Genomic DNA, 14,423 nt, shown 5'->3' on the forward strand with positions numbered 1-14,423 from the left:
GAACCCCTCATATGCATGGGAGAGGGGAGTAATGAGACGGGAACGGCTGAGCCATTCCCCTGAAAATCAGCGGTCGATCCGTTTCAGCTCACGCTTGAACAGTTGACCGCGCTTGACGTAATTCGCCGTATTGCTTTGCGTGCGGGCGATATCCTCTGCGCTCAAGGTACGCACCACCTTTGCCGGCGAGCCGATAATCAGCGAGTTGTCCGGAAATTCCTTGCCTTCCGTGACCAGCGCGCCGGCGCCGACCAGACAGTTCTTGCCGATCTTCGCGCCATTCAGGATGACCGCCTGAATGCCGATCAGCGAGCCCTCGCCGATCGTGCAGCCATGCAGCATTGCCTGATGGCCGACGGTCACGTTCTTTCCGATGGTGAGCGGATAGCCCGGATCGGTATGCAAGACGCAAGCTTCCTGGACGTTGCTGTTTTCCCCCACAGTGATCAACTCATTGTCGCCGCGGATCGTCACGTTGAACCAGACGCTCGCATTTGCTTCGATTCGTACCTTGCCGATAACGTTCGCCGAATCGCTTACATAAGCGGAGGCATCGACTTCGGGGACCTGTTCGCCTAATTGGTAGATGGCCATGGATTTCCGTAAAATAATCTGTTCGTGGTCGAAACCGCCATTTTACCGCCGCCGGCATGAACCCATCTTCAGATCCGAATTCCCTTGCCCAAATGACAGAGTTGCGCGGCACTGCCTTGCACTGGCTCTGCGTGGCCGACCCGACACGCAAGGCACAGGGCGTCCAAACCTTGCTGGAAGAATGGCACAGCGGCGCCGTGCGTCTTGATGCAAGCCGCACTCTGATCCCGCAGCATCCCGTACCGGGGCGTCCTGCCCGCCCGGAGCTTGTCTCGCCCTTGTCGGTCAAGCATCGCTCCATGCGCACGCTCGAGGGCCGGGCGGCGATGGTTCATGCGCTGGCGCATATCGAGTTCAACGCGATCAATCTGGCGCTCGATGCCATCTGGCGATTCGAAGGCATGCCGGACGACTATTATGCTGACTGGTTGAAGGTTGCCGCAGAAGAGGCGGTGCATTTCTCCCTGTTGGCGGATCACTTGCGGGTTCTGGGCTACGCCTACGGAGATTTCCCGGCGCATAACAGCTTGTGGGACATGGCCGAAAAAACCAGTGGCGATGTGCTGGCGCGTATCGCACTGGTTCCTCGCACCATGGAAGCGCGCGGACTTGACGCCTCGCCGCCGGTCCGGGCGAAGCTGGCGCAGGCCGGCGATCTTGCCGCAGCCGAAATTCTCGACATCATCCTGCGCGATGAAATCGGCCACGTCGCCATTGGCAATCGCTGGTTTGGCTGGCTATGCGCTTCGCGCGGGCTCGACCCGATTGCAAGCTATGCCGTACTTGCAGAGCAATACCGCGCGCCGGCATTGCGCGGGCCATTCAACCTGGAGGCGCGGAAGGCCGCTGGCTTCAGCGACGCGGAACTGATCCTGTTAGGTTCATGATATCCAGAGCGCGAATGATCGCCGCATGCCATTACGAAATTTCCAACACGTAATGGCTTTGGAACCTTCAGTCTTCGGCACTGGTCTTTATTGATGTCGCATTTGTCTCTTGGCATTGATTGAGGGAGTCGTTTCCCATAAGGATTTCGGAAACGTCCCGTTCTGATGCGGTCAAGAGGTCGTGACCTTGTATAGGGAAGGAGTTACACAAATGAAGAACTCAGCGAAATCCGCCGCGACCTTGATGGCAATCGGGGTGCTGATGCTCAGTCTATCCGCGTGTCAGAAAAAAGAGGTTGCCGAGGAAAAAGGACCGGCCGAGAAAGCCGGCCAGCAAATCGATCAAGCCGCTGCTCGCGCCGGAACTGAGCTAAACAAGGCAACCGAGAAAGCCGGACAAGCCATGCAGCAACTCGGACAGAAACTGCAAGACGAAGCGCAGGACATGCAGAAGGCAGAGGGCGGACAGGACAAGCAGAAGAAAGAATAATCTTCTGTTCCGTCGCTCCAGCGAAACTTGCCGCCACCGGCTAAAGCAAGTCGGGACAGCGCAGCGTTGCCCACTGCGGTAACGTCTCCCAATAACACTCGGATTCGCGTCCCGGCACGGATGTGCCGGTCGCGTCTTCACGCCTGATTTCGAAAGAGATGCCATGGAGAGAAAACGCATTACATTGGCGCTGCAGGGCGGCGGATCGCACGGCGCATTCACGTGGGGTGTACTTGATCGCCTGCTGGAAGACGAGCGCATCGAAATCGAGGGAATCAGCGGGGCGAGCGCCGGTGCGATGAATGCCGTCGTTCTTGCACATGGGCTCACCACGGGCGGGCGGGACGGTGCCCGGCAGGCGTTGAAGGAATTCTGGGGAAGTGTCGCCAGAAGCGCGCCTTTCAGCACCAGCACGGAAAGCATCGCCGCGCCGGCCAAGCTCGCGGCGCAATCCGATATTCCCGCTGCCTACAAGGCGCTCATGCCCTTGCTGCGGTTTTTTTCGCCGTACCAGCTCAACCCTTTCGACATCAACCCGCTACGCGACATTCTCACCAGACAGATCGATTTCGAACGACTGCGCGCGGAATGCAGGACGCGGCTCTTCATTGCAACCACGCAGGTCAGTACCGGCACCCTGAAACTGTTTCGCAACAAGCAGCTGACGCTCGACGTGTTGCTGGCGTCGGCGTGCCTGCCCCTGCTGCACAGGGCAGTGGAAATCGATGGCGAGGCTTATTGGGATGGCGGCCTGACTGCAAACCCGCCGCTGTTCCCGCTGGTGCACAAGTGCACGTCGCGCGACATCATGGTGGTATTGCTGCACCCGCAGCCGCACAGCCGGACGCCGATCACGGCCGACGACATCTGGCACAGACTCACGGAAATGGGCTTCAGCTCGACCTTTTTTACAGAGCTGCAGGGACTGATGCTCGCGCAGCGCGAGGCCCGGCGCAGCTGGTTTTCATTCGGCCGGTTGGAGCGCAGGCTGCGTCAGCTCAACATGCACAGGATCGAATCCCGGGAGCTGATGAGCCAGTTGGGGCGCCACAGCAAGCTCAACGCGCATCCGGCTTTCATCAATGGTCTGCATGACGAAGGCCGGGTGCGCGCCGGAGAGTGGCTGGAGCAGAACTTTCAGCAACTCGGCGTGCGCTCATCGTTCAGGTTGGCACGCCTGTTCGGCTAAGGAAACTTACTGCCCGCTTGCCGACCGTTCTTGCTCCTTCAGTCGCAGAATACGTCGCTGGACCTTTCCGGTGGTTGTCATCGGCAATTCGGAGATGAACTCGATTTCCTTCGGATATTCGTAAGGCGCGAGCTTGCCGCGCACATGCGTTTGCAGCTCGGCGATCAGTTTCTCGTCGGCTTCCTTGCTGCGCTCGACGTCCGGCGTGAGCACGACGAAGGCCTTGACGATGTTGCCGCGTTCAGGATCCGGCTTGGGCACGACGGCGACATTGGCGACGGCAGGGTGCTTGACCAGGCAGTTTTCAATCTCGGACGGGCCGATGCGATAGCCGGCAGCCTTGAACATGTCGTCGGCACGGCCCTGATACCAGAGATAGCCATCCTCGTCGACAGATGCCAGGTCGCCGGTGCGGCACCAGTCGCCGCTGTACTTGCAGCGCGTGGCTTCCGGGTTTTTCCAGTATTCGATGAAAAAGATCGGATCGGGATCGCCGTGGATGTCGATACGGTTGAGGGCGACTTCGCCGGTCTCGCCGGCTTTGACGGGCATGCCTTCATCGTCGATGACCGCCACGCGATGGCCGGGATAGGGGCGACCCATGCTGCCAGGCTTCGCCGGCCAGCGTTGCGCACTGTTGCCGACGATGTAGTTCATCTCCGTCTGTCCGAACATTTCATTGGGTGTGACGCCAAGCGCCGACTGGCACCAGTTGAATACCGTATCGCCAACCGCCTCGCCCGCACTCATGATCGCGCGCAGCCGGAGCGCATACTTTTCGCGCGGCGCCGGGCAGGCTTTCATCATCATTTTCAGCGCGGTCGGAAACAGGAAGGTATTCGTCACGCCGTATTTCTCAAGGAGATAGAACGCGGTGTCCGGCGAGAAGCGTCCACGAAAGCCGACGATCGGCTTGCCGAAGTACAGCGTCGGCAGCAGGGCGTCCCATAATCCGCCGGTCCAGGCCCAGTCGGCGGGCGACCAGAACACGTCGCCATCCTGCGGGAACCAGTTTTGCGAGGCGACAAAACCGGTCAGGTTGCCGATGATGGCCGATTGCGGGATCAAGGCGCCTTTCGGCGCGCCGGTGGTGCCGCTGGTATAAATGAGGACGGCAGGGTCGGTGGCAAGCGTGCGCACCGGGTCGAAAATGGTGCTGGCACGTGCGAGTTCATTGTGCCAGTCCAGCGCATCCACTGCCTCGCAATCAATCGCGACGACGTGCTGCAATGCCGGGCAGCTGGCGCGGATTTCCTGCAGGTTCTGGTGGCCGGTCTGGTCCACGATGGCGACACCCGCTTCGCTATTTTGCAGGCGGTATTCCAAGGCTTCAGGGCCGAACAGGATGGACAGCGGCATGGCGATTGCGCCAAGACGGTAGCATGCCATATGGATAATCGCGGTTTCGGGACGCTGCGGGAGCACGATGGCCACGCGATCGTCTTTTTTCACGCCGAGTGCTCGCAGCACATTGGCCAGCCGGTTTGCCTGCTCATGCAGCGCCGCGTAGGTCAGGGTAGAGGTCTCTCCCGACTCATCCTCGTGATAGATTGCGATACGTGCCGGGTCTGTCGCCCAGCGCGCGCAACAAACTTCAGCGATATTCAGTTCAGTGGGAACACTCCAGCGGAACTCGTTGTAAAGAACATCGTAGTCATCCGGCTGGGAAGTGCGTTCAGCAGAAGTCATGGCCTCTCCAGTATAATTATCGAACGGTCGTGCTATAAATCTGTCGCTTCTGAAGCTGCCTATTATGCCGATTTATTCGAAAACCTCCTTTGACCCGGCTTACCAGACATGAAATTTTCTCGTTCCGAATTCATCCCTGTCCGCGGGCTCCAGTACCATGTGCGTCACTGGGGCAATGAAGATGCGCCCAAGTTGTTCATGGTGCACGGCTGGATGGATGTGTCCGCTTCCTTCCAGTTCGTGGTCGACTGCCTGAAGCGTGACTGGCACGTCATTGCCCCGGATTGGCGCGGTTTTGGTCTGACCAAGAATCCGGGTGTGGATTCCTACTGGTTCGCGGATTATCTCGGCGATCTGGATGCGATTCTCAACCACTATTCCCCGGATGCCCCGGTCGATTTGCTCGGGCACAGCATGGGCGGCAATGTGGTGTGCATCTATTCCGGCGTGCGTCCCGAACGCATCAGGAAGCTGATCAACCTGGAGGGATTCGGCTTGCCGTCCACGCATCCGGAGCAAGCTCCCAAACGGTACGCAAAATGGCTGGACGAGTTGCGCAATCCGCCCGGCATGCGCGCGTATTCGACCCAGGCCGAGGTTGCCGCACGACTGCAAAAAACCAATCCGCGCCTGACCGATGAGCGTGCCGCTTTCCTGGCCGGTCATTGGTCGGCGCAGAATGCGCGCGGCGAATGGGAAATCCTGGGCGATCCCGCCCACAAGCTCAGCAGTCCGATTCTGTATCGCGTGGATGAAGTGCTGGCCTGCTGGCAGGCGATCACGGCACCGGTTTTGTGGGTCGAAGCGGACGACACCGAAGCGTGGCGCTGGATGGGGCCAAAGGAAAAGGCGCGTGTCGAGATTGATCGCCGGATCAAGTTCATTCCGAATGTCACTACGGCGATGATCAATGATGCCGGACATATGCTGCATCATGACCAGCCGGAGGCGCTGGCGACCTTGATCGAGCAATTTCTGGACTGACAGCGCAAGAGACGGCACTGCTTCTGCTGGAGGCGTGCGGCAGGGAAGGGCTGGTCGGCGTACAATGATCGATGTTTCATTGCCGCCTTTGGACTCTTTCTTCATGCTGAACGTCGATCTTCATTGTCATTCCAGGGTTTCCGACGGTGCGCTCGCGCCATCGGATGTTGCCGCTCGCGCCAAGGCCGGCGGTGTCGACGTCTGGGCGCTGACCGATCATGACGAAATCGATGGCATTCCGGAAGCACGCGAGGCGGCAAACGCGCTTGGCATGCATTACGTCACGGGTGTCGAGATCTCGGTCACCTGGGCTGCGCGCACGGTGCATATCGTCGGCCTGAGATTCGATGAAAAAAATCAGGATCTGGCCGAGGGTTTGAAGAACACGCGTTCAGGACGCGAGCGGCGCGCTCGTGAAATGGCGGCCCAGCTTGCCGAAGCCGGAATTCCGAATGCATTTGAAGGTGCGCTCAAACACGTCGGCAACCCCGACCTGATCTCCCGCACGCATTTCGCACGCTACATTGTCGAACTTGGCGTCTGCAAGGACGTCAGCGAAGTCTTCAGCAACTATCTGATCGAAGGCAAGCCGGGCTTTGTCCCACATCGCTGGGCCACGCTGAAGAACGCGGTGGACTGGATTCGCGGGGCCGGCGGCATCGCCGTGGTTGCCCATCCCGGTCGCTACGACTTCGACGATCTGGAACTGGACGTGTTTTTGTCGGAATTCAAGCGCCATGGCGGCGTCGGCGTCGAAGTGGTGACTGGCAGCCACACGGAACAAGAATACGCACGCTTTGCCACAGTTGCAAAGAACTACAACTTGCTTGCGTCGCGGGGATCGGATTTCCACGGGCCTGGCGAATCGCATACCGAACTCGGGGCGCTGCCGCCCTTGCCTGCCTCCGTCGTGCCGGTCTGGCATGACTGGCGCCTGTAAGGCCGGAGCGGTTGCTAATGCTCTGCTTGTGCGGCTGGCATCATGACATCTTGAATTTCTAGCAAACAACCCAATCTATGCATCGCTTGAACCAGGAGATCCTTGAATGAAGCGAATCATACTTTTTCTTGCCACCAATCTTGCCGTCATGCTCGTCATGTCGGTTGTACTTTCCTTGCTGGGCGTAAACCGTTATCTCACGGCGAACGGGTTGAACCTCGGTAACCTGATGGTGTATTCGCTGGTGGTCGGTTTCACCGGCGCATTCATTTCGCTGCTGATGAGCAAGCAGATGGCGAAATGGTCAACCGGCGCGCACGTCATCGACGCACCATCATCGTCAACAGAATTATGGCTGGTTGATACCGTCAAAAAACTGGCCGAGCGTGCCGGTATCGCCATGCCGGAAGTCGCCGTCTACGAAGGCGAGCCGAATGCCTTTGCTACCGGCGCGTTCAAGAATTCCGCGCTGGTTGCCGTGTCGACCGGCTTGCTGGAAGGCATGACGAGAGATGAGGTGGAAGCCGTCCTGGGCCATGAGATCGCCCACGTCGCCAATGGCGACATGGTGACGCTGACCTTGATTCAAGGCGTGGTCAATACCTTTGTAGTCTTCCTTGCGCGCGTCGTCGGCTACATGATCGACAAGGCGGTGTTCCGCAACAACGACGATCGCGGACCCGGCATTGGTTATGTCGTCACTGTATTCGTTTGTGAGATCGTGTTCGGCATCCTGGCCTCGATCATCGTTGCCTGGTTTTCGCGCTACAGGGAATTTCGCGCGGATGCCGGTTCGGCGAAATTGCTCGGCACTCCCCAACCCATGGTGAAGGCATTGGCTCGCCTGGGTGGATTGGAACCGCCGGAGCACATGCCGGAGGCCTTCAAGTCGTTCGGTATTAACGGCGGCGGATCAGGGTTTGGAGCCCTGTTCGCGACCCATCCGCCGATCGAGGAGCGGATCGCCGCATTGCGTGGCACGCGCTGATTAACAAAAAGAACCGTAACGGCGGACGTCCGCGGACTTCCGCCGTTCTTTTATGAGCCAATTTTTTCAAATTCATCCCGACAATCCGCAACTGCGGCTTATCAAGCAGGCGGCGCAAATCATTCACAGCGGGGGCATCGTCGCCGTGCCGACCGATTCCTGCTATGCCCTTGTTTGCCACCTGGACGACAAGGCCGCGGTCGAACGTATCCGGCGTATCCGCGGCATCGACGACAAGCATCACCTGACGCTGTTGTGCCGCGATCTGAGCGAGATTGCGCAGTACGCGCGCGTCGACAACCGCCAATACCGCCTGCTCAAGACCGCAACTCCCGGCCCGTACACATTCATCCTTGAGGCCACCAAGGAAGTACCGCGCCGCCTGAGCCATCCATCACGCAAGACCATCGGCCTGCGGGTTCCGGAGAACCAGATAGTCCAGGCCTTGCTGGAAGATCTCGGCCAGCCGCTACTGGGTACGACGCTGATCCTGCCGGGCGAAAACGAGCCTCTGACCGATCCGGAGGAAGTGCGTGATCAACTTGCGCGCCAGGTTGAACTGGTGATTGATGGCGGTGCCTGCAGCCTGGTGCCCACCACCGTGATCGATCTTACGGCGGACGAGCCGGTCCTGCTGCGGCAAGGAAGCGGTGATCCGGCTCCATTCGGGCTGTAGTTTTCCGTGCCAGTCGCCCCCGGCACTTTAGGTGTGTGGCCCAACTTGTCCGGATCGGCCCGCCCGCCATGGCAAAAGAAGCATGTTTCAGGCTTTTCCCGGTCGCACCCTTGGCCGTGGTGGCCCTCTGTTAGAATCTCACCCCATGGATGACCTTATTCAAACGATGGCAGTGTACGCACTGCCAGTGCTCTTTGCGATTACGCTGCACGAAGCCGCTCACGCCTACGCGGCACGCTATTTCGGCGACTCGACCGCTTACCTGCAAGGGCGCATGAGCCTGAACCCGCTCAAGCATATTGACCCCTTCGGCACGATTGTCATTCCGATCTTGTTGTACATCGCCACGTCCGGGGCCTTTCTGTTCGGCTATGCCAAGCCGGTTCCCATCGATTACGGCAACTTGCGCAAGCCCAAGCGCGATATGGCGTGGGTTGCGCTGGCGGGACCCGCATCCAATTTTGTCATGGCCTTGATATGGATGATATTTGCGATCGTTCTTGCGGTCGCCGGTGTCGAAGAGGAATTCTTCAGTCGCATGGCCCAGGCGGGCGTGTTGAGCAATCTGGTCATGCTGGCGTTTAACCTGTTCCCGATCCCGCCGCTTGACGGTGGTCGCGTGCTGACCAGCATATTGCCGCATCGCTATGCCTACAAATTCGCGCAGATCGAGCCCTACGGCTTTTTCATTGTGATGGCACTGGTCATGCTGAAGGTGTTGTATTTCTGGATGGTGCCTGTCATGACCATTGCCCACGCAGCGCTAAAACTGATTCTTTCCCCACTGACCATTTTTCTGAGCTGAACCACTATGTACCCCGATCGTGTTGTTTCCGGCATGCGTCCGACTGGTGCGATGCACCTTGGCCATTATCACGGCGCCCTCAAGAACTGGATCAAGATGCAATCCGAATTGCCTTGCCTGTTCTTTGTCGCCGACTGGCACGCGTTGACCACGCATTACGACGACCCCAGCATTATTGAAACGAGTGTTTGGGACATGGTGGTCGACTGGCTCGCCGCCGGCATCGACCCGGCGCAGGCAACACTGTTCATCCAGTCGCGCGTGCCGGAACATGCGGAACTGCATCTGCTGCTGTCGATGGCGACGCCGCTCGGCTGGCTGGAACGCGTGCCGACCTACAAGGATCAGCAGGAGAAACTCGCCGACCGCGATCTCGCCACCTACGGCTTCCTCGGTTATCCCCTGCTGCAGGCGGCTGACGTGCTGATTTATCGCGCGAGTCTGGTTCCCGTCGGCGAAGACCAGATCCCGCACATCGAAATGATGCGCGAACTGGCACGTCGCTTTAACCACCTGTACGGCAAGGAAAAGGGTTTCGAGGAAAAGGCGCAGGAAGCGGTCAAGAAGCTCGGCAGCAAGCGCGCACGGATCTATACGGAGTTGCGCACCGAGTTTCAGCAGCAAGGCAAAGCGGACGCTCTGGCGCAAGCCAAGGCCATGCTCGACGAAGCGCAGAACCTGTCGATGATCGATCGCGAGCGCCTGTTCGGCTACCTGGAAGGCAGTCGCAAGCTGATCCTGGTCGAACCGCAGGCGCGCCTGACGGAAGCGTCGCGGCTGCCCGGCCTGGATGGTCAGAAAATGTCGAAGAGCTATGGCAATGCCATCACGCTGCGCGAAGACAAGGAATCGGTCACCAAGAAGATCCGCACCATGCCTACCGATCCCGCACGCGTACGTCGCACCGATCCGGGCGATCCGGAGAAGTGCCCGGTCTGGCAGCTGCATCAGGTCTACTCCGACGACGAGACGAAAGACTGGGTCGTGAAGGGCTGCAAATCGGCCGGCATCGGTTGCCTCGAATGCAAGCAACCGGTTGTCGATGCAATCCTCAAGGAACAGGAACCCATGCGCGAGCGTGCGCAGAAGTACCTCGACGATCCGTCCCTGGTGCGCGCTATCGTCGCCGACGGCTGCGACAAGGCGCGTAAGCTGGCGCAGGAAACCATGCGCGACGTGCGCGAGGCGATGGGCCTCAACTACAGCTGATCAAGGAAGCAGGCGCCAATTGCAAATTCCATCGTCACCGCACAACTTGCTGGATCAGCCCTCGGCGTGGGTCACGCGCTTTGCTCCGCTGATCCTGGATGGCGACGTGCTCGATCTGGCCTGCGGGGGCGGGCGGCATACACGTCTGCTGACCGGCTTGGGGCATGCGCTGCTGGCCGTTGATCGTGACCCGGTCGCCCTCAAGCACACCGCGGGTCTGAACGTCACGACACAGCAGCTCGACCTTGAAGACGCGGGTTTTGCGTGGCCGTTTGCCGAGGAGCGTTTCGCCGGCATTGTAGTCACCAACTACCTCCATCGCCCTCTCTTTCCGCATATTTTCCGCAGTCTGAGGCCGGGTGGAATGCTCATCTACGAAACCTTCGCGCAAGGGAATGAGCATTTTGGCAAGCCTTCCAATCCCTCGTTCCTCCTGCAACCGGGTGAACTGCTCAAGTTTGTCGCCGCGGAGCAGCGCTGCGCCTTGCGCGTCCTGGCCTTTGAAGACGGTTACCTCGAAAATCCGAGGCCGGCGATGGTTCAGCGGATATGCGCCATACGGGCGGAATCGGCCGTCGCCCCGGAGCGTTTGCGCCTGAATTGAAAGGCATGATTGCCCCACGGGAGCAGCCTATCCGCTACAATCATCGTTTTACCCTTTACCGAATAACATCATGATTCAGGGCAGCATTGTCGCAATCGTCACCCCCATGCACGCAGACGGCAGTCTCGACTTGCCTGGTTTGCGCAAACTGATCGACTGGCACATCGCCGAAGGCACCGACGGCATCGTCATCGTCGGAACGACCGGTGAGTCGCCTACGGTCTCCGTGGAAGAGCACTGCGAGTTGATCAAGGTCGCCGTCGAGCATACCGCGAAGCGCATTCCCATCATTGCTGGCACGGGCGGGAATTCGACCACAGAAGCGATCGAACTGACGCAGTATGCGAAGAACGTCGGCGCTGATGCCTCGCTCCTGGTGGTGCCTTACTACAATCGTCCGACGCAGGAAGGCATGTATCAGCACTTCAAGAAGATCGCTGAAGCAGTCGATCTGCCAGCGATTCTTTACAATGTCCCCGGCCGCACTGTCGCCGACATGTCGAACGAAACCATCCTGCGACTGGCGCAGGTGCGTGGCATCATTGGCGTCAAGGACGCAACCGGCAACATCGCGCGCGGCAGCGATCTGATCCGCCTCGCGCCGAAATCCTTCTCGGTTTTCTCGGGCGACGATCCGACCGCGATGGCGCTGATGTTCTGTGGCGCGAAGGGGAACATCTCCGTGACTGCCAATGTTGCGCCGCGCGGCATGCATGAACTGTGTGTCGCCGCAATGAGCGGCAAGGTCGCCGAAGCGGTTGCCATCAACAACAAACTGCTGCCTTTGCATAACAAGCTCTTCGTCGAACCGAATCCGGTGCCCGTGAAGTGGGCCATGGCCGAAATGGGTCTGATCCCGTCGGGGATTCGTTTGCCGCTGGTGTCGCTCGGCGCGGATTTCCACGAGACCGTACGCGCCGCGTTGCGCGAGTCCGGTGTATTACAATAAGCGCCGCTCCTGGTCCGGTAGATAAACAGAACCCATCTCATTCAGCATCGACATGACTATTCGCAAGAACGCACACTTGGCTCAACGTGGACTTATTTATGCACTGGCGCTGGCCGGTCTCGCCGGCTGCGGCTCGATAGACTCGGTGCTGGAACCGGATCGCGTGGATTACAAGAGTGCAGGGAAAGCGCCTTCCCTGGAAGTGCCTCCCGATTTGACCCAGTTGCAGCGCGAGAACCGTTATGCGATTCCGGAAGTCCGGGGCACTGCGACCGCGTCCGGCTACAACCTGCAGCAGGGCGTCAAGCCGACTTCTACCGCAGTTGTTGCTCCCAACGCGAACGCCGACGTGCACATCGAGCGCGCCGGCAACCAGCGTTGGCTCGTGGTCAAGCAGAGTCCTGAAGTGCTGTGGCCGCAGATCAAGGATTTCTGGCAGGATTCCGGCTTTCTCCTGACCATGGAATCGCCGCAGACCGGCGTGATGGAAACCGACTGGGCCGAAAATCGCGCCAAAATTCCGCAGGATTTCATTCGTAACGCGCTGGGCAAAGCGCTCGACTCGATGTACTCGACCGGCGAGCGTGACAAGTTCCGTACGCGGCTTGAACGCACGGCCAACGGCGGGACCGAAATTTATATCAGCCACCGCGGCATGCAGGAAGTCCTGGTCGGTCAGCAAAAAGACAGCACCATGTGGACGCCGCGTCCTTCCGACCCGGAACTCGAAGCTGAATTCCTGTCGAAGCTGATGGCACGCCTCGGCGTGGAAAGCGTGAGGGCCAAGGAAACTGTCGTCAATGCCGGTGTGCAACCACTGCGCGCCAAGCTGGTCAAAGGTAACAAGGGCGAATACGTCGAAGTGGATGAAGGCTTCGACCGCGCATGGCGTCGAGTCGGCCTGGCGCTGGACCGTGTCGGATTCACGGTGGAAGACCGTGACCGCGCCCAGGGCGTCTACTACGTGCGCTATGTCGACCCTGAGAAAGACAAGGCGAAGGCATCCGAAAAGGGATTCTTCTCGCGGCTGTTCACATTCGGTAGTGACGACAAGGCGAAGTCCGCTCTGCGCTACCGTGTATCGGTCAAGGGGACTGGTGCGGTCAGTCAAGTCGCTGTCCTCGATAGCGAAGGTCGTGAAGACTCGTCGCAAACCGCTGACAAGATTCTCTCTTTGCTGAACGAGCAACTCAAATAACTGAAGACGATTGAAATTTGCAAGTCTAGGAAGCGGCAGCGAGGGAAATGCGCTGCTGATCTCCGCCGCATCGGGACTAACCCGCACGACAGTCATGCTGGATTGCGGGTTTGCCATCAGGGAAACGGAGCGCCGTTTGCAGAAGTTGGACATGCAGCCGGCCGATCTCTCCGGGATTGTCGTCACGCATGAACACCAGGATCATGTCGGCGGTGTATTCAAATTTGCTCGCCGCCATCGGTTGCCCGTGTGGCTCAGCTTCGGCACCTATCAGGCGGTGCAAAAGGCATGTGAGGGTGTTGATTTGCATTTTTGCCGCGACAGCGAACGCCTGTCCATCGGCGACCTTGAACTGATCCCCTACACTGTTCCGCATGATGCACGGGAACCAATACAGTACGTTGCCAGCGACGGCCGTTACAAGCTCGGTGTGTTGACTGATGCCGGGCAGTCCACGCCGCATCTGGTCGACGCACTCGGCAAATGCGATGCTCTGATGCTGGAATGTAATCATGATCGCCAGATGCTGGCGAATTCGGCTTATCCGCCATCGCTCAGGCAGCGAATCGGCGGTGCGTTCGGGCATTTGTCGAACGATACCAGCGCTGAAATTCTTGCTGCCATCGACAGAACCCGCTTGAAGATGGTTGTCGGCGCCCATTTGAGCCAGCAAAACAATACACCGGAGCTGGCGCGCGCGGCCTTATGCAGCGTAGTCGATGCAGCGCAAGTAAGGATCGCTTGTCAGGAAGAGGGATTTGACTGGATCGATTTAAATATGTGATCGCTTTCGCTCGCCGACCGGCCCGTTGAAACGAAAAAAAGCCGACCCGAGGGTCGGCTTTTGCACAAGCAATCGAAGATTACTTGGAAGCAGATGCGCTGGCAGCAGCAGCCGGAGCGGAAGCAGCCGGAGCAGCAGCGTCAGCGGAAGCAGCCGGAGCAGCAGCAGCCGGAGCGGCTTCAGCGGAAGCGGCCGGAGCGGCAGCAGCCGGAGCAGCAGCAGGAGCTTCAGCAGCAGGAGCCGGTGCCGGAGCAGCAGCTTCTTCTTTCTTGCCGCAAGCAGCCAGAGCAACAGCCAACAGGGAAGCGATCAGCAGAGTCTTTTTCATGGATTATTTCCTTCAAAGATTATTATCAAAAATCAAATCATGCGATGAATAATTACCGGTAATTATCGCTCGATAGGGGTTTTCGCAGGCTTTACGCATTAAATGCTGC

Annotated in this window: 16 protein-coding genes; 13 read left to right on the forward strand and 3 right to left on the reverse strand. The window is 59.0% G+C overall.

What is annotated here, in order from left to right; genetic code table 11:
* Nucleotides 1-66: 66 nt before the first annotated feature.
* A complete protein-coding gene (locus E6W33_RS06105) occupies nucleotides 67-594 on the reverse strand; it encodes a gamma carbonic anhydrase family protein (RefSeq protein ID WP_136415380.1) in 528 nt (175 codons plus the stop codon).
* Nucleotides 595-650: 56 nt separating this feature from the next.
* On the opposite strand from E6W33_RS06105, the gene E6W33_RS06110 reads away from it, so the two are divergent.
* The 3 genes from E6W33_RS06110 (at nucleotide 651) to E6W33_RS06120 (ending at nucleotide 3,160) form a co-directional block, all read left to right on the forward strand.
* The gene (locus tag E6W33_RS06110; protein ID WP_136415382.1) at nucleotides 651-1,481 is read left to right on the forward strand and encodes a ferritin-like domain-containing protein; all 831 of its coding nucleotides are present in this window, start codon (nucleotides 651-653) and stop codon (nucleotides 1,479-1,481) included.
* Between the two features lie 211 nt (nucleotides 1,482-1,692).
* Nucleotides 1,693-1,971 carry a hypothetical protein gene (locus tag E6W33_RS06115; RefSeq protein WP_136415384.1) on the forward strand — a complete coding sequence of 93 codons (279 nt, stop codon included), beginning with the start codon at nucleotides 1,693-1,695 and terminating at the stop codon, nucleotides 1,969-1,971.
* 163 nt (nucleotides 1,972-2,134) lie between these two features.
* Entirely contained in the window at nucleotides 2,135-3,160 is a 1,026-nt protein-coding gene (locus E6W33_RS06120) for a patatin-like phospholipase family protein (RefSeq protein ID WP_136415386.1), read from the forward strand.
* 6 nt (nucleotides 3,161-3,166) lie between these two features.
* On the opposite strand, the gene E6W33_RS06125 is transcribed toward E6W33_RS06120, so the two are convergent.
* The gene (locus E6W33_RS06125) at nucleotides 3,167-4,849 is read right to left on the reverse strand and encodes an AMP-binding protein (RefSeq protein ID WP_136415388.1); all 1,683 of its coding nucleotides are present in this window, start codon (nucleotides 4,847-4,849) and stop codon (nucleotides 3,167-3,169) included.
* 108 nt (nucleotides 4,850-4,957) lie between these two features.
* On the opposite strand from E6W33_RS06125, the gene E6W33_RS06130 reads away from it, so the two are divergent.
* From E6W33_RS06130 to E6W33_RS06175, 10 genes are all read left to right on the forward strand, one after another.
* Nucleotides 4,958-5,833, forward strand: coding sequence for an alpha/beta hydrolase (locus E6W33_RS06130; RefSeq protein WP_136415389.1), 876 nt, complete (start codon nucleotides 4,958-4,960; stop codon nucleotides 5,831-5,833).
* Nucleotides 5,834-5,936: 103 nt separating this feature from the next.
* The gene (locus E6W33_RS06135) at nucleotides 5,937-6,773 is read left to right on the forward strand and encodes a 3',5'-nucleoside bisphosphate phosphatase (protein WP_136415391.1); all 837 of its coding nucleotides are present in this window, start codon (nucleotides 5,937-5,939) and stop codon (nucleotides 6,771-6,773) included.
* 106 nt (nucleotides 6,774-6,879) lie between these two features.
* Nucleotides 6,880-7,761, forward strand: a complete 882-nt coding sequence (htpX, locus tag E6W33_RS06140; RefSeq protein ID WP_136415392.1) for a protease HtpX — start codon at nucleotides 6,880-6,882, stop codon at nucleotides 7,759-7,761.
* A gap of 52 nt (nucleotides 7,762-7,813) precedes the next feature.
* The gene (locus E6W33_RS06145; protein ID WP_136415394.1) at nucleotides 7,814-8,437 is read left to right on the forward strand and encodes an L-threonylcarbamoyladenylate synthase; all 624 of its coding nucleotides are present in this window, start codon (nucleotides 7,814-7,816) and stop codon (nucleotides 8,435-8,437) included.
* A 145-nt stretch (nucleotides 8,438-8,582) separates the two neighbouring features.
* Complete coding sequence (locus E6W33_RS06150; RefSeq protein ID WP_136415396.1) at nucleotides 8,583-9,242, forward strand: site-2 protease family protein; 660 nt, start codon at nucleotides 8,583-8,585, stop codon at nucleotides 9,240-9,242.
* 6 nt (nucleotides 9,243-9,248) lie between these two features.
* Nucleotides 9,249-10,451, forward strand: coding sequence for a tryptophan--tRNA ligase (locus E6W33_RS06155; protein WP_136415397.1), 1,203 nt, complete (start codon nucleotides 9,249-9,251; stop codon nucleotides 10,449-10,451).
* Between the two features lie 19 nt (nucleotides 10,452-10,470).
* Nucleotides 10,471-11,055 carry a class I SAM-dependent methyltransferase gene (locus E6W33_RS06160; protein ID WP_247869536.1) on the forward strand — a complete coding sequence of 195 codons (585 nt, stop codon included), beginning with the start codon at nucleotides 10,471-10,473 and terminating at the stop codon, nucleotides 11,053-11,055.
* Nucleotides 11,056-11,125: 70 nt separating this feature from the next.
* Nucleotides 11,126-12,004, forward strand: a complete 879-nt coding sequence (gene dapA / locus E6W33_RS06165) for a 4-hydroxy-tetrahydrodipicolinate synthase (protein WP_136415399.1) — start codon at nucleotides 11,126-11,128, stop codon at nucleotides 12,002-12,004.
* A 52-nt stretch (nucleotides 12,005-12,056) separates the two neighbouring features.
* On the forward strand, nucleotides 12,057-13,202 hold the full coding sequence (bamC, locus tag E6W33_RS06170) for an outer membrane protein assembly factor BamC (RefSeq protein WP_136415401.1): 1,146 nt from the start codon (nucleotides 12,057-12,059) through the stop codon (nucleotides 13,200-13,202).
* A 10-nt stretch (nucleotides 13,203-13,212) separates the two neighbouring features.
* Nucleotides 13,213-13,986, forward strand: a complete 774-nt coding sequence (locus tag E6W33_RS06175) for an MBL fold metallo-hydrolase (protein WP_136415402.1) — start codon at nucleotides 13,213-13,215, stop codon at nucleotides 13,984-13,986.
* A gap of 79 nt (nucleotides 13,987-14,065) precedes the next feature.
* On the opposite strand, the gene E6W33_RS27455 is transcribed toward E6W33_RS06175, so the two are convergent.
* Nucleotides 14,066-14,314 (reverse strand): hypothetical protein, encoded by a 249-nt coding sequence (locus E6W33_RS27455; protein WP_136415404.1) that lies wholly within the window; start codon nucleotides 14,312-14,314, stop codon nucleotides 14,066-14,068.
* Between the last annotated feature and the right edge of the window lie 109 nt (nucleotides 14,315-14,423).

The organism is Herbaspirillum sp. ST 5-3, from assembly GCF_004804275.1.
GTDB lineage: Bacteria > Pseudomonadota > Gammaproteobacteria > Burkholderiales > Burkholderiaceae_D > Noviherbaspirillum.

Coding starts and splice junctions, on each gene's coding strand:
- htpX (WP_136415392.1), top strand. CDS start 6,880: ATGAAGCGAATCATACTTTTTCTTGCCACCAATCTTGCCGTCATGCTC.
- E6W33_RS06135 (WP_136415391.1), top strand. CDS start 5,937: ATGCTGAACGTCGATCTTCATTGTCATTCCAGGGTTTCCGACGGTGCG.
- E6W33_RS06115 (WP_136415384.1), top strand. CDS start 1,693: ATGAAGAACTCAGCGAAATCCGCCGCGACCTTGATGGCAATCGGGGTG.
- dapA (WP_136415399.1), top strand. CDS start 11,126: ATGATTCAGGGCAGCATTGTCGCAATCGTCACCCCCATGCACGCAGAC.
- E6W33_RS06105 (WP_136415380.1), bottom strand. CDS start 594: ATGGCCATCTACCAATTAGGCGAACAGGTCCCCGAAGTCGATGCCTCC.
- E6W33_RS06120 (WP_136415386.1), top strand. CDS start 2,135: ATGGAGAGAAAACGCATTACATTGGCGCTGCAGGGCGGCGGATCGCAC.
- E6W33_RS06145 (WP_136415394.1), top strand. CDS start 7,814: ATGAGCCAATTTTTTCAAATTCATCCCGACAATCCGCAACTGCGGCTT.
- E6W33_RS27455 (WP_136415404.1), bottom strand. CDS start 14,314: ATGAAAAAGACTCTGCTGATCGCTTCCCTGTTGGCTGTTGCTCTGGCT.
- E6W33_RS06110 (WP_136415382.1), top strand. CDS start 651: ATGAACCCATCTTCAGATCCGAATTCCCTTGCCCAAATGACAGAGTTG.
- E6W33_RS06155 (WP_136415397.1), top strand. CDS start 9,249: ATGTACCCCGATCGTGTTGTTTCCGGCATGCGTCCGACTGGTGCGATG.
- E6W33_RS06150 (WP_136415396.1), top strand. CDS start 8,583: ATGGATGACCTTATTCAAACGATGGCAGTGTACGCACTGCCAGTGCTC.
- E6W33_RS06130 (WP_136415389.1), top strand. CDS start 4,958: ATGAAATTTTCTCGTTCCGAATTCATCCCTGTCCGCGGGCTCCAGTAC.
- E6W33_RS06125 (WP_136415388.1), bottom strand. CDS start 4,849: ATGACTTCTGCTGAACGCACTTCCCAGCCGGATGACTACGATGTTCTT.
- bamC (WP_136415401.1), top strand. CDS start 12,057: ATGACTATTCGCAAGAACGCACACTTGGCTCAACGTGGACTTATTTAT.